The organism is Rhodobacter capsulatus (assembly GCF_003254295.1).
Taxonomy (GTDB): domain Bacteria; phylum Pseudomonadota; class Alphaproteobacteria; order Rhodobacterales; family Rhodobacteraceae; genus Rhodobacter; species Rhodobacter capsulatus.
Genome location: NZ_QKZO01000004.1, coordinates 318,300 through 334,712 on the forward strand (window position 1 = coordinate 318,300; position 16,413 = coordinate 334,712).

At 66.2% G+C, this 16,413-nt stretch carries 17 protein-coding genes and 1 pseudogene; 7 read left to right on the forward strand and 11 right to left on the reverse strand.

Translation table 11 applies throughout. The features are described 5' to 3' along the window. Nucleotides 1-51: 51 nt before the first annotated feature. From LY44_RS08005 to LY44_RS08015, 3 genes are all read left to right on the forward strand, one after another. The gene (locus LY44_RS08005) at nt 52-1,839 is read left to right on the forward strand and encodes an SLC13 family permease (protein WP_055213399.1); all 1,788 of its coding nucleotides are present in this window, start codon (nt 52-54) and stop codon (nt 1,837-1,839) included. 7 nt (nt 1,840-1,846) lie between these two features. Then, nucleotides 1,847-2,239, forward strand: a complete 393-nt coding sequence (locus LY44_RS08010) for a hypothetical protein (protein WP_055213397.1) — start codon at nt 1,847-1,849, stop codon at nt 2,237-2,239. A gap of 98 nt (nt 2,240-2,337) precedes the next feature. Beyond that, on the forward strand, nt 2,338-3,078 hold the full coding sequence (locus LY44_RS08015; protein ID WP_055213395.1) for a YebC/PmpR family DNA-binding transcriptional regulator: 741 nt from the start codon (nt 2,338-2,340) through the stop codon (nt 3,076-3,078). Nucleotides 3,079-3,362: 284 nt separating this feature from the next. On the opposite strand, the gene LY44_RS08020 is transcribed toward LY44_RS08015, so the two are convergent. From LY44_RS08020 to LY44_RS17895, 8 genes are all read right to left on the reverse strand, one after another. Then, nucleotides 3,363-4,361 carry a hypothetical protein gene (locus LY44_RS08020; protein ID WP_055213393.1) on the reverse strand — a complete coding sequence of 333 codons (999 nt, stop codon included), beginning with the start codon at nt 4,359-4,361 and terminating at the stop codon, nt 3,363-3,365. Next, nucleotides 4,358-5,035 carry an ABC transporter ATP-binding protein gene (locus tag LY44_RS08025; protein ID WP_055213391.1) on the reverse strand — a complete coding sequence of 226 codons (678 nt, stop codon included), beginning with the start codon at nt 5,033-5,035 and terminating at the stop codon, nt 4,358-4,360. Before LY44_RS08025 ends, LY44_RS08020 begins: the two co-directional genes overlap by 4 nt. Beyond that, nucleotides 5,032-6,171, reverse strand: coding sequence for an ABC transporter permease (locus LY44_RS08030; RefSeq protein ID WP_055213389.1), 1,140 nt, complete (start codon nt 6,169-6,171; stop codon nt 5,032-5,034). The genes LY44_RS08025 and LY44_RS08030 overlap by 4 nt, the downstream gene beginning before the upstream one ends. Beyond that, nucleotides 6,168-6,497: a hypothetical protein gene (locus LY44_RS08035; protein WP_055213387.1), complete on the reverse strand. Its 330-nt coding sequence runs from the start codon at nt 6,495-6,497 to the stop codon at nt 6,168-6,170. The genes LY44_RS08030 and LY44_RS08035 overlap by 4 nt, the downstream gene beginning before the upstream one ends. Further along, entirely contained in the window at nt 6,494-7,015 is a 522-nt protein-coding gene (locus tag LY44_RS08040) for a nitrous oxide reductase accessory protein NosL (protein ID WP_055213587.1), read from the reverse strand. The genes LY44_RS08035 and LY44_RS08040 overlap by 4 nt, the downstream gene beginning before the upstream one ends. 55 nt (nt 7,016-7,070) lie before the next feature. After that, a complete protein-coding gene (locus tag LY44_RS08045) occupies nt 7,071-7,718 on the reverse strand; it encodes a nitrous oxide reductase accessory protein NosL (protein ID WP_055213385.1) in 648 nt (215 codons plus the stop codon). 96 nt (nt 7,719-7,814) lie between these two features. Further along, nucleotides 7,815-8,246, reverse strand: coding sequence for a hypothetical protein (locus LY44_RS08050; RefSeq protein WP_055213384.1), 432 nt, complete (start codon nt 8,244-8,246; stop codon nt 7,815-7,817). 95 nt (nt 8,247-8,341) lie between these two features. After that, a complete protein-coding gene (locus LY44_RS17895; protein WP_162491422.1) occupies nt 8,342-8,551 on the reverse strand; it encodes a hypothetical protein in 210 nt (69 codons plus the stop codon). Between LY44_RS17895 and LY44_RS08055 the strand changes: the two are divergent. Next, nucleotides 8,463-9,351: pseudogene (locus LY44_RS08055) on the forward strand (DMT family transporter). The gene LY44_RS17895 and the pseudogene LY44_RS08055 sit on opposite strands and share 89 nt — an antisense overlap. Before the next feature lie 65 nt (nt 9,352-9,416). Here LY44_RS08055 and choV read toward each other — a convergent pair. From choV to choX, 3 genes are all read right to left on the reverse strand, one after another. Next, complete coding sequence (gene choV, locus LY44_RS08060) at nt 9,417-10,478, reverse strand: choline ABC transporter ATP-binding protein (protein WP_055213382.1); 1,062 nt, start codon at nt 10,476-10,478, stop codon at nt 9,417-9,419. Further along, nucleotides 10,475-11,506, reverse strand: coding sequence for a choline ABC transporter permease subunit (gene choW / locus LY44_RS08065; protein WP_223230734.1), 1,032 nt, complete (start codon nt 11,504-11,506; stop codon nt 10,475-10,477). Before choW ends, choV begins: the two co-directional genes overlap by 4 nt. 74 nt (nt 11,507-11,580) lie before the next feature. Next, nucleotides 11,581-12,507 (reverse strand): choline ABC transporter substrate-binding protein, encoded by a 927-nt coding sequence (gene choX, locus LY44_RS08070; RefSeq protein ID WP_055213380.1) that lies wholly within the window; start codon nt 12,505-12,507, stop codon nt 11,581-11,583. Between the two features lie 116 nt (nt 12,508-12,623). Between choX and betI the strand changes: the two genes are divergently transcribed. From betI to betA, 3 genes are all read left to right on the forward strand, one after another. Then, nucleotides 12,624-13,208, forward strand: a complete 585-nt coding sequence (gene betI / locus LY44_RS08075; RefSeq protein WP_055213378.1) for a transcriptional regulator BetI — start codon at nt 12,624-12,626, stop codon at nt 13,206-13,208. Further along, on the forward strand, nt 13,205-14,656 hold the full coding sequence (gene betB, locus LY44_RS08080) for a betaine-aldehyde dehydrogenase (RefSeq protein WP_055256478.1): 1,452 nt from the start codon (nt 13,205-13,207) through the stop codon (nt 14,654-14,656). The genes betI and betB overlap by 4 nt, the downstream gene beginning before the upstream one ends. Nucleotides 14,657-14,737: 81 nt before the next feature. Then, complete coding sequence (betA, locus tag LY44_RS08085) at nt 14,738-16,393, forward strand: choline dehydrogenase (RefSeq protein ID WP_055213375.1); 1,656 nt, start codon at nt 14,738-14,740, stop codon at nt 16,391-16,393. The last annotated feature ends 20 nt before the right edge of the window (nt 16,394-16,413 follow it).

Sequence of the window (16,413 nt, forward strand, 5' to 3'; positions counted from 1 at the left end):
TGCCCGCATGGCTTGGGCGGCTAGTATCGCGGCGAAGCAGAGGGGCCTGAGATGATCGATCTTGGACTGAGCGCCACGGCGCAGGCATGGCTGTCCATCGCCATCGTGCTGGGCATGTTCGTTCTGTTCGTGCGCGAAAAGGACCCGCCCGAAGTCATCGCCATCGGCGGGGCGGCGCTGATGCTGGTGCTGGGCCTTGTGCCCTACAAGGAAGCGGTCGGAGCGCTGTCGAATTCGGCGCCCTGGACCATCGCCTTCATGTTCCTGATCATGGGGGCGCTGGTGCGCACCGGCGCGCTTGACCGCGCCACCCGTGCCGTCGAAAGCCGTATCGACGACAGCCCCGCGATGACGACGGCGCTGCTTTTCGCCATCGTCATGGGCGCTTCGGCCTTCATGAACAACACCCCCGTCGTGGCGGTGATGATCCCGATCTTCATGCAGGCGGCGCGCAAGCTGAACGTGCCGCCCTCGCGGCTTTTGATGCCGCTTTCGTATTTCACCGTCATGGGGGGGATGCTCACGCTGATCGGCACCTCGACCAACATCCTTGTCGACGGGGTGGTGCGCAAGGACGGGATGGAGCCGTTCTCGATCTTCGAGATCGCGCCCGTCGGGGTGGCGATCTGTCTGGCGGGGTCGATCTTCATGGCGCTGCTGTCGCGCCATCTGGTGCCGGACCGGGTCTCGATGGCGGCGACGCTGGGCGGCGGGCGCCCGAAGATGAAATATTTCACCGAAGTGGCGATCCCCGAGGAGTCGAACCTGATCGGCAAGGGCGTGCTGGAGATCGACATCTTCAAGCGCACCGGCGTCCGGGTGATCGACGTTCTGCGCGGCGATGCCAGCTTGCGGCGCGATCTGACGGTGGCGGTTCTGGAAGCGGGCGACCGGGTGGTGCTGCGCACCGAGGTTTCGGAATTGCTCGGCATGCAGGCCAACAAGGATGTGCGGGTGGTGGACAAGCTCTCCTCCGTCGCCACCGAGACGGTCGAGGTGCTGATCTCGCCCGGCTGCCGGATGATCGGGCGGTCTTTGGGCGATCTGCGGCTGCGGCGGCGCTATGGCGTCTATGTTCTGGCGGCGCATCGGCGCAACCAGAACATCGGCCGCAAGCTTGATGATCTGGTGGTGGTCGTGGGCGATACGCTGCTGCTCGAGGGCGCGCCCGAGGATATCGCCCGGCTGGCGCAGGACATGGATCTGGTCGATGTCTCGCGCCCGACGGCGCGGGCGTTCCGCCGCGGGAAGATGCCGATCGCGGTGCTGGCCCTGCTCGCCGTGGTCGGGCTTTCGGCGCTGGATGTGGCGCCGATCATGGCGCTGGCGATGGTGGCGGTGGCGGTGATCCTGCTGACCCGCTGCATCGACGCCGACGAGGCGTTTTCCTATGTCGATGGCCGGCTTCTGGCGATGATCTTCGCCATGCTGGTGGTGGGCGAGGGGCTGGACGCCTCGGGGGCGGTCACGCTGATCGTCGATGCGGTGGCGCCCCTGATGCAGGATCTGCCGCCGATCGCGGCGCTGGCGGCGGTCTATTTCCTCGGCCTTGCGATGACCGAGCTTTTGTCGAACAACGCCGTGGCGGTGATCTTCACGCGGATCGCGATCCAGCTGGCGCATACGCTTGGCCTCGATCCGCGCCCCTTTGCCGTCGCCGTGATGTTCTCGGCCTCGGTCGCCTTTGCCACGCCGATCGGCTATCAGACCCATATGATGGTCTATGGGCCGGGCGGTTACAAATTCTCGGATTTCCTGCGGCTCGGCATTCCGCTTGATATCCTGACCGGCACCGTCGCGGTGCTGGTGATCCCGCTTGTCTGGCCGCTCGTTCCCTGAGGTTCCCATGCGCCTGTCCCTGACCGCTCCGCTTCTGCTCGCCGCCCCCCTGTTTCTGGCTGGCTGCGCGGCGCTGACCCCGCCGGGGGCCGCGCCGACGCCGAACCCCGCGCGGATCGATCTGCTCGCCGACCGGCTGACGGTGCATTTCACCGATGGCAGCCGCTGCAGCGCCGATATCGCCGCCGTGCCCGAGGGGCGGCTTTCGGGCTGCGCCGTGCCGATGACCTATGCGGTCGAGATCCGCCGCAAGATCCATGTTCCGGCCGCCGCGGGGCTGATCGAGCCCTATGCGACGGTCCGGCTCACCCGGATCTCTGACGGGCGCGTCTTCGACTGGGTGACCCCCGAGGGCGGCGACGGGCACCGGCCGGTGAATTACGGTCATCAACCCGGCTGACGGGCGGTCCGACGGGCCGGTTTCATTGGCGCGGCTTGCGGTAAGGCCGGGCTTTGGCTATAGCGGCCGCCAGCACACCAATTCGACGGAGTAGGGGCATGGCAGGCCATTCCAAATGGGCGAACATCCAGCACCGCAAGGGCAAGCAGGATGCGATCCGCTCGAAGATGTTCTCGAAGCTGGCGAAGGAAATCACCGTCGCCGCGAAGATGGGCGACCCCGATCCCGACAAGAACCCGCGCCTGCGGCTGGCGGTCAAGGCCGCCAAGGCGCAATCGATGCCGAAGGACGTGATCGACCGCGCGATCAAGAAATCGCAGATGGGCGATGCGGCGGATTACACCGAGATCCGCTACGAGGGCTATGGCCCGAACGGCATCGCGATCATCGTCGAGGCGATGACCGACAACCTGAACCGCACCGCGTCGAACGTGCGCAGCTATTTCACCAAATCGGGCGGCAACATGGGGCAGACCGGCTCGGTCAGCCACGGCTTCGACCGGGTGGGCGAGATTTCCTATCCCGCCTCGGTGGGTGATGCCGATGCGGTGATGATGGCGGCGCTGGAGGCTGGCGCCGATGACGTCGAGAGCGACGAAGAGGGGCACTGGATCTATTGCTCGGTCGAGGCGCTGTCGGAGGTTTCCGAGGCGCTGGAGAAAGCCTTGGGCGAATCGACCGAATCGAAGCTGATCTGGAAGCCGCAGACCACGACCGAGGTCGATCTGGAAACCGCGCAGAAGCTGATGAAGCTGATCGATGCGCTGGAAGAGGATGACGACGTGCAGACGGTGACGCACAACTTCGACGTCCCCGAGGATGTTGCCGCGCAGCTCTGATCGCCGCGCGGAGGTTTTTTCAAAAGGCGCCCCGCGGGGCGCCTTTTGTTTTCGCCACGCTGGCGCGTGGCGACCCGCCGGGGGGCTTCGCCCCCCGGACCCCCCAGCGTATTTGCACCAAGAAAAAGCAGGAGGGGGAGATCGGGGCAGGTCATTTGCAAGCGGCTTGGTTCACCTTGGTCCAAATATCCCGGGGGTCCGGGGGCGGAGCCCCCGGCGGGTCGCCCCGGCGGGTCGCCCCGGCGACAGCCGGGGCGACATACTCTGCTTGCGGCGGCAGGTTTTCAGCCAAACAGGATCAGGTTCGAGCGCGCAATCACCCAGACCGTCACCGCGCCATAGGCCGCAAAGCCCGCCAGCGCCCAGAGTGTCAGGCGGCGCATCACCGCGGGCAGGGGCGTGCGCAAGCTGTTGCGCGCGGTAAAGGGGCTCACCGCGCCCAGCCCCAGCGCCAGCGCCGTCGCCCCGAAGAGCGGCAGGTAAAACGCATAGCCGATGTAGCCATAGTCCGGCTTCAGGATGCAGAAGGGGCAGTGGTGGTTCGGGTTCTCATAGACATAAAGCGCGATCGTCGAGACCATCGCCAGCAATGCCGCGCCGAAATAGCCCGCGCCCGCCAGCGCGAAAAGTCCGTGCCCGCGCCCTGTGCGCAGCGCCTGAACCCCGCTTGCCAGCACCAGCCCCCCCGCAAGCGCCAGTGCCGCAAGCGCCAGCGCCGGATCGACCGCCGCCATCTCGTCGGAAATCCCCGCATTCGCCGGGGTGAAGAGCTTCGAGCAGCACGAGGTGATGATATCGCTGCGCAGGTTCAGGAAATAGGCCAGCTGCAGGGCGCCCGTCAGCAGAACCAGCGGCGCGATCACCAGCACGGCGGCATATTTCACCCGCGTCAGCGGATAATCGCGCCCCAGCCGGTCGACATGATCCAGCACCAGCCAGACCGCTGCCGCAAAGAAGCTGGCGATCTGGCCGTAAAGCGCGGGAAAGCCGTAGCCGTTCGCATTCAGCGTGCCCACCGCGCACATCGCGCCGACGAACAGCGCCGCCATCCGGTCTGCATTGAAAACGAACAGAAACAGCGCCGCCGCCTCGGCTGCCATCACCAGCGCGAAAAGCGTCGAGACCAGTTCGGTCCGTCGCTCCAGCAGCAGCTGCCCGCGCGCTCCGCTGCTCAGATCCCAGTGCCGCAGCACGGAAATCCCGAAGCCCGCCGACCAGACCGCCACCAGCGCGGCCAGCGCCGAGACCAGCAGCAGCGTCAGGATCGGCGTGTGAAAGATCATGACCGCACCTGCAGGATGGCACCGTCCCGCAGCTCGACCACGGCGGTCACCGGCGCGGCCGAAATGATGCGCGGATCATGGCTGGTCAGGATCACTGTTTTCCCCTCGGCCCGCAGCCCGGCGACGATGTCGAGGAAACGATGCGCCAGCGCGGTATCCAGATTGGCCGTGGGCTCGTCGGCAATCAGCACCGGCGCGTCATTGACCAGCGCGCGGGCAATCGCCGCCCGTTGCGTCTCGCCGCCCGAGAGCACCTCGACCGGCATCCGCGCCTTGCCCGCAAGGCCAAGCGCCTCGAGCCGCGAAAGCGCCCGGGCCTCGACCTCGGCGCGGGGCGCGCCCAGGGGCGCCGCGGGCAGCACCACGTTTTCCAGCACCGACAGGCCCCGGATCAGGTTGAAGCGCTGAAACACGAAACCGAAGCGGCGCCGCCGTAGATCGGTCAGGAAACGCTCGGGCAGGGAGGAGATCACCTCGCCCGCCAATGTGATCCGCCCCGTCGTCGGCCGCGCCATGCAGCCGACAAGGCTTAAAAGCGTCGTCTTGCCCGAGCCCGAAGGCCCCATGAGCACCGTCACCCCCGGCGCGATCGCCAGATCGATGCCGCGCAGGGCGGTGACTTCGTTCGGGCGGCCCTCGTTGTAAGTCTTAGAAACACCATGCAAAGTGATCATCGCATCACCGCATCCGGATCGGCCGCCGCGGAGCGCCAGACCGGAACCACGGTCGCGGCGGCATAAGGCAGGGTGGTCAGAAGGAAGAGCGTGCCCAGCTGCAAGGCATCAATGGCGGGCGTCAGCCGGAACTCGGGATAGATCACCGCCCAGCCCTTCAGCAGGGGGGCAAAAAGCGGTGCCCCCGCCCAGAACACATGCGCATAGGCCAGCACCGTGCCCAGCAGAAATGCCCCGCCCGAGATCAGCCCCCCCTCCCAGAGCTTCATCGCGATCACATCGCGCGTGTCCCAGCCGATCGCCTTCAGAATACCGATTTCGCGCGCCTCCTCGGCGGAAAGCCCGCTGGCCTTGTCGGCGGCAAAGATCGCGAAAGCCAGCAGCGCCACGAAAGCCAGCGCCACCATCACGCCCTCGCGCCAGTCGAAGAGCTTCTGATAGGTGCGGGCGATGTCCGCGCGGGTGACGAACCGCGCCTCGGGCAGCCGGATTGTCGCCTTTGCGACCACGGTCGACAGCTCGCGCGGGTTGCGCACGCTGACCGCCAGATCGGTGAACTGGCCCGCAGGCACGTTGAAAAAGCTGCGGAAATCGGCCTCGTTCATCAAGATCAGATCGGCGCTGAGAAGCGCGGTTTCGGTGCCAAGCGTGCGGGCGATGTCGAAGCGGACCAGATCCCCCTCGCGGCGCGACAGAAAGAGCGGCGTGCCCTGCCATTTGAAATCGCGCAGCCGCGGCACCGCCTCGCCCAGGATCACCTGCCCCGGCGGCGGCATCATCGCGGCGGTGTCCGGCACCATCACCGTGTAATTCGCGCCGTTGATCCGGTCGTAAAAATAACCCCAAAGCCGCCCCTCGACCCCGGTGACGCCGCGGATCGCGGCAAGCTGCGGCACCGCCTCGGCACCGATCATCGTCTGACGGCCGAGGCTGAGGCTTTGCACGATCAGATCCGGGGCGCCTGCCAGCGTCGCTTCGGCCTCGCGGCGCAGGCTGGCGGCAAAGAACATCGCCGAGGCGAGCAGGAAGACGACCGCGGCAAAGACCGCGACGAGGGCGAGCGTCTTGACCCGCCGCCGCGCCAGCGCCGCAACGGTGAAATCCAGAAGCGCGCGATGTCGGTTCAGCGCGGTCATCGCAGATCCCCGGCCGAGAAGGAAAGCGCCGTCGGCCCGAAATGCTCCGGCGGCGCGATCAGACTGCCCGAGGGAAAATGGTCGAAAGACAAGGGGTTGTCCTGAAAGGCGGTGGCCAGATCGGCCAAAGACGGGTGGCGGGTGTAGCGCGCCTCGGTGAACAGCGCGAGATCGGTCAGGCCAAGGTCACGCACCAGACGCGCCTCGGCCTGCAGGCGCGCGGCCTCGCGCGGGGCGGTCAGAACGGCATGCGCGGCCTCGCCCCCCGCCAGCGCGAGAAGCGCGCCAAAGGCCGCCAGCACCGGGGTCGCGGGGCGCAGGCTCATTCGAACCGGCCTTCGTCCAGCTTCGCGGGCAGGTCCGCAGGGACATCGGCAAAGCGCAAAAGGCGCTTGCCCGCATGATCGCGCATGAAGTCGGCCGCCTCGGCGTCACTGGCCAAGGGCACGAAGTCATGCCCCATCGGCCCCAACACATCCGAACCGATCGCGTAAAGCGCCGTCTCGGCCGCGATCGGGCGCAGGCCGTAATAGTCGGTCACCCCCATCGCGGTGATCTGATCGCGGCGGCGTCCGGCGGCATAGCGCGGCATGTCGTTTAGGAATTTGAAGCAGTCCTTCGGGCCGTCGAAATGGAAGGCCACACCATCGGCAAAGACCAGCGTCGCGATCCAGTCGGGATAGCGCGCGACGAACATGCCGCAGACCGGGCAGGTGTCGCGTGGTCCGGGTTTGGGCAGATTGACGGGCGTCGCCTCCGCGCGGGTGGCCTGCGGAAGGCAAAGGGCAAGCGCCGGGACGCCCGCCAGAAGGCCAAGCGCGTTGCGGCGGGAAAGGTTGCACATGATCAACTCCATCCCCGGCCATGCCGCCTGGGCACGGCCGGAATGTTGCAAAAGGTCAATGCGAGGCAGGCATCTTCATGCCCGTTTCATGTCGTTTTTCGGCCCGGCGCTTGCGGATCATCGCGGTGTCCTTGGCCATTTCGACATAGGCGGCCATCAGCGCCGCGTCGAAATCGGCCAGCGTTGCCCCGGCGCTGCCCGCCACGGCCGCCTCGGCCTTGGCGCGGTCGGCAAAGGCCAGTTTCGAGACCGCCGACATCGTGCCCGGTTTCGCGGGATCGATCACATAGGTCATCGCGTCGGTATCGGCGAGCGGCTTCGTCTCGCCCTTGGCCCCGGCATCGCCCGCGTAAATCGCTTTCGGCCCGGCGTCCATGTTCAGCGCCAGCGAAATCGCCGCGCAATGGATCGAGCAGGTGCCGTCCACGGTGTCGTTTTCATAGACGATCAGATGGCGCGAGGCCGAGAACATCGCCCGCATCATGCCGCAATAGGGGCAGCGCGGATATTTGCCCAGATCGTCGGCCATGGGATCGGTGTCGACCTTGAGAAACCGGGTCAGGCCGTTTTCATCGGTCCATTGCATCGGGTTGACCGGCTTTTCGGCGGGGGACATCGCCATTTCGGCGTGGGCGGGCAGGGCGGCCAGCGGCACAAGCGCGGTGGCAGAGGCGGTGGCGGCAAGAAAATCACGACGTTTCATCGCTGTCTCCAAAACGGAAAGCATGGCTGGGATCAGGGCACGACGGGGACCCCGCGGGGACGGGGAGGGCGGGACGCTGCCCCCCTCGCGCCCCCGTCACAGGGTCGCGACAACCGGCGGTGCGCGGATCAGGCCGCTGCGGGGTACAGGCGCGATGAAGGCGAAGGGGATCAGGGCCGCGGGATCAAGTGCGGTCAGAAGATGCAGCTGCGGCGGCGGCAGATCCGGCTGCGCGGGCATGGCAAAGGCGCAGACCGCGGCGCTGGCGCAGATCGCACAGGGCGCGTGGCCCTCTGCCATCTGCACCACCCGGCCCGAGGCGGGGTCGTAAAGCGCCACGCCCTCGCCGGTGCAAAGCTGCAGGAAGCCTGCCCGCGCGCCGGGGGGAAGCCCCGCCAGATCCTGCAACGCCGCGGCGCTGAGGTGCTCGGCGAAAAGCAGGCTTTGCAGCGCGACGGCCAGCACCGCCAGCCACCGGGCGAAAACGCCGGTGCGGAGGGACAGCTGGGGGCGGGCAGGGCGGATCATCGAGGCTCGCGGTCGCGGGGTTGGCACAGGATTGCGGCAGTCCGGGGGGAAAGCAACGTCCTTTCGCCGCTGTGTCGGGCTGCCGTCCTTTGTGGCTACCCGGCACGGGCGCCATGCGCCTTGACCGAGGTCAAGTGTGGCAGGCCGATCGGCGGCGCCCTGTATCCGGCACAATCGGCCGCTTGCGCCCCCGCGCGGGGCGGGGCAGCAAGGGGCATGACGTCGATCTCCGCGAAAAACCATCCCGTCGAGGGCGTGCTGTGGATGCTGGCCACCGGCATCGCCTTCGTCTTCGTCAACGGCATCGTGCGCTATCTGGGCACGGCGCTGCCCGCCGCCGAATCCGCCTTCATCCGCTTCGCCTGGGGGTTGCTGTTTCTGGCCCCCTCGCTGATGCCCCCTGCTGCGCTCGGGCATTTCGCCCCCGCTTTTCAAGCTTTTCGCGCTGCGCGGCGCGCTGCATACCATCGCCGTGATGCTGTGGTTTTACGCCATGGCGCGGATCACGATTTCCGAGGTCACGGCCATCGGCTATCTCAACCCGATCATCGTCACCCTGGGCGCGGGGCTTTTCTTCGGCGAGGGCTTCCGCCCGGCGCGGATGGCGGCGATCGGCGTGGCGATTCTGGGCGCGCTGGTGGTGCTGCGCCCGGGCCTGCGCGAGCTGTCCCCCGGCCATCTGGCGCAGCTTGGCGCGGCCTTCGGGTTCGGCCTGTCCTACCTGGTGATGAAGCGGCTGACGCAGCTTGCGCCTGCCTCGACCGTGGTGGCGGTGATGGCGCTTTCGGTGACGATCGGCCTTGCGCCCTTTGCGCTGGCTGTCTGGCAGCCGGTCAGCCTTTCGCAGCTGCTTTGGCTTGGGGCGGTCGCGGTCTTTGCGACGGCGGGGCATTACTGCATGACCCGCGCCTTTGCCTGCGCGCCAATGACGGTGACGCAGCCGGTGACCTTCCTGCAGCTGGTCTGGGCGACCGCTCTCGGCTGGTCGGTCTTCGGCGAGGCGGTCGACCCTTGGGTCATTCTGGGCGGCGCCATCATCCTGGCTGCGGTGGTCTTCCTGACCTGGCGCGAGGCGCGTGGGGAGAGGGCGAAAGGGCGTATTTGAACCAAGAAAAAGCCCGAGGTCGAAGGGCCCCGGGCTTTGCTTTTTCTTGGCGCAAATACGCCTCTTTACGCCTTGGCGGCGGTGCCGCGCGGGTCGATCAGCCGGGCGATCACGCCTTCGCGGGTGATGCGCCGCCCGTCGGTCAGCGCCACGGCGGGGACGGTCTTCAGCAGTTCCATCACCTTGATCACCGGGGTTTCGGGCGCAATCAGCGTGCCCTCGGCCGCGCCCGGTTCGGCCATGTCCTCGGCCGTGAGCACCCCAAGCGGGTTCATGTGCGCGACGAATTCGGCGACATACTCATCGACCGGATTGGCGATGATTTCCCGCGCCGTGCCCATCTGCACCAGCCGCCCGCCTTCCATCAGCGCGATGCGGTTGCCCAGCTTGAAGGCCTCGTCCAGATCATGGCTGACGAAGACGATGGTGCGCTTGAGCGTCGATTGCAGGTCCAGAAGTTCGTCCTGCAGCTTCGCCCGAATGAGCGGATCCAGCGCCGAAAAGGGCTCGTCCATCAAGAGGATCGGCGCTTCGGTGGCAAAGGCGCGCGCCAGCCCCACGCGCTGCTGCATGCCGCCCGACAATTCGCCCACCTTGCGCTCGGCCCAGTCGGTCAGGTTCACGAGCTTCAGCTGCGCATCGACGCGGTCGCGCCGTTCCGCCTTGCCCATGCCGCTCAGTTCCAGACCCAGCCCGACATTCTCGCGCACCGTGCGCCAGGGCAGCAGGCCGAATTGCTGAAACACCATCGCGACGCGGGTCTGCCGGATCCGGCGCAGGGTCTGCGGATCGGCATGGGTGACATCGACAAGACCGTTGCCATCGCAGACCTCGACCTTGCCGCGGCAGACCGGATTGAGCCCGTTCACCGCGCGCAGAAGCGTTGACTTGCCGGAGCCTGACAAGCCCATCAGCACAAGGATTTCGCCCTCGGCCACGGAAAGCGAGCAGTCATGCACCCCCAGAACCTGGCCGGTGCGGGCCTGGATTTCGGCGCGGCTCATCCCCTCGTCCATCAGCGGCAGGGCGCGGTCGGGGTGATCGCCAAAGACGATCGAGACATTGTCGAAGCGCACCGCGACGCCCGCGGTCAGCTTCGAATCGGTGATCAGATTGGCATGTCTCATTTCGATCCCCCGAAGCGCATCATCCGGTCGAGCACGATGGCGACGACGACGATGATCATCCCCGATTCAAAGCCCAGCGCGGTGTTGACAGAGTTGAGCGCCCGCACCACCGGCACGCCAAGCCCGTTCGCGCCCACAAGCGCCGCGATCACCACCATGGAAAGCGACAGCATGATCGTCTGGTTCAGCCCCGCCATGATCTGCGGCAGCGCATAGGGCAGTTCCACCTTCCACAGCACCTGCCGCGGCGTGGCGCCAAAGGCGCGGGCGGCTTCCAGGAGCGGTTGCGGCGTGGTCGAGACACCCAGATGCGTCAGCCGGATCGGCGCGGGCAGCACGAAGATCACCGTGGCAATGAGCCCCGGCACCATGCCGATGCCGAAAAACACGATCGCCGGGATCAGATAGACGAAGGTCGGCAGCGTCTGCATCAGGTCAAGGATCGGCTGCATCGCCAGATAAAGCCGCGGCCGGTGTGCGGCGGCGATGCCGATCGGCACGCCGACCGACATGCACACGACACAGGCCGAGATGACAAGCGTCAGGCTTTCCGTCGTCGGTTTCCAGTAGCCCTGGTTGAAGACGTAAAGCAGCCCCAGAAGCACGGTCAGCAGGATCGACACGCGCCGTTGCAGGAACCACGAGATGCCAAGGAAAAAGCCCGTCAGGACGAAGGGCTGGTATTCGGCCGGGTAAAGGGGCGTGTAGTCTGCCGCCCCGGTGATCCAGGAAATGTCCAAGGGCGTCGCAAAGATCGCCATGATCCCGTCGATCAGCGTTTCGAAGATCGCGGCCAGATGATCGAAGACGATCGAGAAACTGTCGCGCATCCATTCGAAGACGTGCTTGGCCCAGGGGCCGACGGGGATTTTCCATTTGCCGGTAAAGAGATCGGTGCCGCTGTGACCGGTGATCAGCCCGGTGCCGATCAGCAGCCCCGCCAGTTTCTCCAGCACCGTCTTGAGCAGGATGGCGCCGAAAATCGACGCGGCGATGGTGCCGATCAGGCGCATCGTTTGCTGTAGCATGTCGCTTGCCTTGCGTGGTTCGGAAGACCGACAGGCGGGGCCCGCCTGCCGGGATCGTCAGGTCAGCGCAAGGCTTATTTCAGCGCCGCGGTCACGGCCGCAAGGCCGTCGCCGCCGTCCTTGGTGGTCACACCCGCCAGCCAGGGCGCCAGAACTTCGGGATGGGCGGCCAGCCAGTCGCGCGCGGCACTCGGCGGGTCGATGCCGTCATCAAGGATCTTGCCCATGATCTCGTTTTCCATCGCCAGGCTGAATTCGAGATTGGAGAGCAGCTTGCCGGTGTTCGGGCATTCCGCGACATAGCCCTTGCGGACGTTGGTGCGCACCTCGGCGCCGCCGAAATTCGGGCCAAAGACATCATCGCCGCCGGTCAGGTAGCTCATCTTGAAATTCGCGTTCATCGGATGCGGTTCCCAGCCGAGGAACACCACCGGCGTGTTGTTCTTTTCGCCCTTGGCGACGGCGGCCAGCATCCCCTGTTCCGAGCTTTCGACAACCTCGAAGCCGGTCAGGTCGAACTTGCCCGCGGTGATCATGTCAAGCACCAGACGGTTGCCGTCATTGCCGGGCTCGATCCCGTAGATCTTGCCCTCCAGCGCGTCCTTGTGTGTCGCGATATCGGCGAAATCCTTGAGGCCAAGCGCCGTGCCCGCGGCATTGGTGGCCAGCGTGTATTTCGCCCCCACCAGATTGGTGCGCAAAGTCTCGACTGTGCCGTCATCGCGATAGGGCGCCAGATCGGCCTCCATCGAGGGCATCCAGTTGCCGAGGAACACGTCCACATCCCCCGAGGACAGCGCCGAATAGGTCACCGGCACCGACAGAAGCTTGATGTCGGTTTCATAGCCCAGCGCCTGCAGCACCGTCGTCGTCACCGCCGTCGTCGCGGTGATGTCGGTCCAGCCCACATCCGAGAAGGTCACCTTGTTGCAATCGGCAGCGGCCGGAAGGGCGAGCGAAACTGTCGCAGCCCCGGCAAGAAGGAAGGAACGAAGCGTCATCAGGGTCTCCCGTTGGTTGCCCGGTTTACGGTCAGGCTTTTTGTTGATTGACGAGTCAATAAACTTGCCTGTAGCTCCTAAAAGCAAGATCTTTTTTGAGCGGAGTCGCAAAAGAAATGCCGAAGCTTGGAGCAGAGCCTATTCGACGGGCGGCCTTGGTGAAAGCCACGATCGAAACGGTGGGCGAGGCGGGATCGCTTGAGGTCACTGTAGCACAGATTGCGCGGCGTGCGGGCATGTCCTCGGCCTTGGCGCATCATTATTTTGGCTCGAAGGAGCAGATCTTTCTGGCCGCGATGCGGGCGATCCTGACGCTTTACGGCGCCGAGGTGCGCGGCGCGCTGGCCGCGGCCGAACGCGGGCCCGAATCGCGGCTGCGGGCGATCATCGCGGGGTCGTTCTCGCAGGGGTCGTTCCGGCGCGAGGCGATCTCGGCCTGGCTGAATTTCTACGTGCTGGCGCAGACGAACCGCGAGGCGATGCGGCTTTTGCGGGTCTATCAGCGCCGGTTGCGCTCGAACCTGCAGCATGAGCTGCGCCCGCTGGTGGGGCCGCGGGCCGAGGCGGTGGCGCGCGGTCTGGGGGCGATGATCGACGGCGTCTACATCCGGGCGGCCTTGGCCGAACATGCGCCGGATCGCGCTTATGCGCTTGAGATCGTGTATGAATATCTGAACCGGGAACTGGAGGTGCGGTCATGAGGGCGCAACCGAAGGCCAGCCATTTCGTCAATGGCGCATGGCTTGAAGATGCCGCGGGCGAGACGATCGAGGTGATCTTTCCCGGCACCGGCGAGGTGATTGCGGTGCTTCACGCGGCGACGCCCGCGGTGATCGAGGCGGCCCTTGCGGGGGCTGTCGCGGCGCAACGCGCCTGGGGCGCGCTGAAGCCCATTGAGCGCGCGCGGATCCTGCGCCGCGCCGCCGATCTGATTCGCGACCGCGGGGCGGAGCTGGCGCTTCTGGAAACCCTCGACACCGGCAAGCCGCTTCAGGAAACGCTGGTCGCCGACTGGCCCTCGGGCGCGGACAGTCTGGAATATTTCGCCGGGCTCGCGCCGACGCTGACCGGCGAGACGATCCCCCTGGGCGGTGATTTCGCCTATACGATTCGCGAGCCGTTGGGGGTCTGCGTCGGCATCGGGGCGTGGAATTACCCCAGCCAGATCGCCTGCTGGAAGGCGGCCCCGGCGCTTTCGACCGGCAATGCGATGGTGTTCAAGCCCTCGGAACTCACCCCCCTTGGGGCGCTGCAGCTGGCCGAGATCTTCATTCAGGCGGGGATGCCCGCGGGGGTTTTCAACGTCGTGCAGGGCCGCGGCGCGGTGGGCGCCGCGCTGACCACTGATTCGCGGGTGGCCAAGGTTTCGCTGACCGGCTCGGTCACGACCGGCGCGCGGGTCTATGCGGCGGCGGGCGCGGGGATGAAACATGTGACGATGGAGCTGGGGGGCAAATCGCCGCTGATCGTCTTTGAAGATGCCGATCTGGAAAGCGCGATCGGCGCGGCGATGCTGGGCAACTTCTATTCCTCGGGGCAGGTCTGCTCGAACGGCACGCGGGTCTTCGTGCACAGATCGATCAAGGAGCGCTTCCTGACCCGGCTGGCCGAGCGCACGGCGTTGATCAAGGCGGGCGATCCGCTGGACGAAGCCACGCAATTCGGCCCGCTTGTCAGCGCGGCGCAGCATGCCAAGGTGCTGGGCTATATCGCCACGGCCAAGGCCGAGGGCGCGCGGCTGGTCTGTGGCGGGCAGGCGGGCAACGAAGGGGCGTTGTTCGTGCAACCGACGGTCTTTGCCGATGTCACCGACACGATGACGCTGGCGCGCGAGGAGGTCTTTGGTCCGGTCATGGCGGTGCTCGATTTCGAGACCGAGGAGGAGGTGATCGCGCGGGCGAATGGCACCGACTTCGGTCTGGCCGCCGGGGTCTTCACCGCCGATCTGGCGCGCGGGCATCGGGTCATCGCGCAGCTGCAGGCGGGGACGTGCTGGATCAACGCCTATAACCTGACGCCCGTGGAGATGCCCTTTGGCGCGGTGAAAGCCTCGGGCGTCGGGCGGGAAAATTCCAAGGCCGCGATCGAGCATTATACCCAGGTGAAGGCGGTCTATGTCGGCATGGGGCCGGTCGAGAGCCCCTATTGAGAAACAGGCCGGGGGCTCTGCCCCCGGACCCCCGAGGTATTTCGGGCAAGATGAAACAGGGTTCAGGCAGAGGGTCGCGCGATGGATGCGGATTATGTGATCGTTGGGGCAGGCTCGGGCGGCTCGGCCTTGGGCTATCGGCTGGCCGAGGCCGGGCATCGGGTGGCGATCATCGAATTCGGCGGCACCGACTGGGGCCCCTTCATCGAGATGCCGGCGGCGCTGTCCTACCCGATGAACATGGGGCGCTATGACTGGGGCATGGGCACCGAACCCGAGCCGTTCCTGGGCAACCGCCGTCTGGTGACGCCGCGCGGCAAGGTGATCGGGGGGTCGTCCTCGATCAACGGCATGGTTTATGTGCGGGGCCACGCCTGCGATTTCGACCATTGGGCCGAGCAGGGCGCGGCGGGCTGGGGCTATGCCGATGTGCTGCCCTATTTCAAGCGGCAGGAACATTGGCACGGCGGCCATGACGGCGCCGACGCGACCTGGCGCGGATCGAAAGGCCCGCTGCATGTGACGCGCGGGCCCCGCAAGAACCCGCTTTTCCAGCATTTCATCGAGGCGGGCGCGGCGGCGGGCTATCCGGTGACGATGGATTACAACGGCGAACAGCAGGAGGGCTTCGGCCCGATGGAGGCGACGATCTGGCAGGGGCGGCGCTGGTCGGTGGCCTCGGCCTATCTGCGGCCCGCGATCAAGACCGGGCGGCTGAAGATCGTCCGCGGTCTGGCCCGCAAGGTGGTGATCGAGAATGGCCGCGCCGTCGGCGTCGAATATGAAAAGGGCGGCGAGATCAAGGTTCTGAAGGCCAAGGCCGAGGTGGTGCTGGCGGCCTCGGCGCTCAATACGCCGAAGCTTTTGATGCTCTCGGGCATCGGCGATGGCGCGCATCTGCAAGCGCAGGGGATCGAGGTTCTGGCGCATCGCCCCGGCGTGGGCTCGAACCTGCAAGATCACCTTGAAATCTATATGCAATTCGCGTCGAAGGAACCGGTGACGCTGTATAAATACTGGAACCTTTGGGGCAAGCTGACGGTCGGCGCGCAATGGGTGCTGACCAAGCGGGGGCTTGGCGCGTCAAACCAGTTCGAGGCCTGCGGTTTCATCCGCTCCGACAAGGGCGTGGAATATCCCGACATCCAGTATCACTTCCTGCCGATCGCCGTGCGCTATGACGGCAAGGCCGCCGCCGAGGGGCATGGCTTTCAGGTCCACACCGGGCCGATGCGGTCGAAATCGCGCGGCACGGTGCGGCTGCGGTCTTCGGACCCGCGCGAAAACCCGGAGATCCGCTTCAACTACATGTCGCATCCCGACGATTGGGAGGAGTTCCGCAAGGTCGTGCGTCTGACGCGCGAGATTTTCGCCCAGGCGCCGATGGCGCAGCATGTGAAGCACGAGATCCAGCCCGGCGCCGCGGTGCAAAGCGATGCCGAAATCGACGCCTTCATCCGCGATCACGCCGAAAGCGCCTATCACCCCTGCGGCACTTCGCGGATGGGGCGGGCCGATGATCCGATGGCGGTGGTCGACCCGGATGCGCGGGTGATCGGGGTCGAGGGGCTGCGCGTCGCCGACAGCTCGATCTTCCCGCGGGTGACGAACGGCAACCTGAACGGCCCCTCGATCATGACCGGCGAGAAGGTGGCCGACCATATCCTGGGCCGCCGTCTGCCCGCCGAGAATGCGGCGCCCTGGATCAACCCGAACTGGCGCAGGTCACAGCGGTAAGCATGACCGGCACGCGGGCT

What these genes read in the sequence shown, in the direction of transcription:
- LY44_RS08005 (WP_055213399.1), top strand. Translation starts at nt 52, where the DNA reads ATGATCGATCTTGGACTGAGCGCCACGGCGCAGGCATGGCTGTCCATC.
- LY44_RS08010 (WP_055213397.1), top strand. Translation starts at nt 1,847, where the DNA reads ATGCGCCTGTCCCTGACCGCTCCGCTTCTGCTCGCCGCCCCCCTGTTT.
- LY44_RS08015 (WP_055213395.1), top strand. Translation starts at nt 2,338, where the DNA reads ATGGCAGGCCATTCCAAATGGGCGAACATCCAGCACCGCAAGGGCAAG.
- LY44_RS08020 (WP_055213393.1), bottom strand. Translation starts at nt 4,361, where the DNA reads ATGATCTTTCACACGCCGATCCTGACGCTGCTGCTGGTCTCGGCGCTG.
- LY44_RS08025 (WP_055213391.1), bottom strand. Translation starts at nt 5,035, where the DNA reads ATGATCACTTTGCATGGTGTTTCTAAGACTTACAACGAGGGCCGCCCG.
- LY44_RS08030 (WP_055213389.1), bottom strand. Translation starts at nt 6,171, where the DNA reads ATGACCGCGCTGAACCGACATCGCGCGCTTCTGGATTTCACCGTTGCG.
- LY44_RS08035 (WP_055213387.1), bottom strand. Translation starts at nt 6,497, where the DNA reads ATGAGCCTGCGCCCCGCGACCCCGGTGCTGGCGGCCTTTGGCGCGCTT.
- LY44_RS08040 (WP_055213587.1), bottom strand. Translation starts at nt 7,015, where the DNA reads ATGTGCAACCTTTCCCGCCGCAACGCGCTTGGCCTTCTGGCGGGCGTC.
- LY44_RS08045 (WP_055213385.1), bottom strand. Translation starts at nt 7,718, where the DNA reads ATGAAACGTCGTGATTTTCTTGCCGCCACCGCCTCTGCCACCGCGCTT.
- LY44_RS08050 (WP_055213384.1), bottom strand. Translation starts at nt 8,246, where the DNA reads ATGATCCGCCCTGCCCGCCCCCAGCTGTCCCTCCGCACCGGCGTTTTC.
- LY44_RS17895 (WP_162491422.1), bottom strand. Translation starts at nt 8,551, where the DNA reads ATGCCGTTGACGAAGACGAAGGCGATGCCGGTGGCCAGCATCCACAGC.
- choV (WP_055213382.1), bottom strand. Translation starts at nt 10,478, where the DNA reads ATGAGACATGCCAATCTGATCACCGATTCGAAGCTGACCGCGGGCGTC.
- choW (WP_223230734.1), bottom strand. Translation starts at nt 11,506, where the DNA reads ATGCTACAGCAAACGATGCGCCTGATCGGCACCATCGCCGCGTCGATT.
- choX (WP_055213380.1), bottom strand. Translation starts at nt 12,507, where the DNA reads ATGACGCTTCGTTCCTTCCTTCTTGCCGGGGCTGCGACAGTTTCGCTC.
- betI (WP_055213378.1), top strand. Translation starts at nt 12,624, where the DNA reads ATGCCGAAGCTTGGAGCAGAGCCTATTCGACGGGCGGCCTTGGTGAAA.
- betB (WP_055256478.1), top strand. Translation starts at nt 13,205, where the DNA reads ATGAGGGCGCAACCGAAGGCCAGCCATTTCGTCAATGGCGCATGGCTT.
- betA (WP_055213375.1), top strand. Translation starts at nt 14,738, where the DNA reads ATGGATGCGGATTATGTGATCGTTGGGGCAGGCTCGGGCGGCTCGGCC.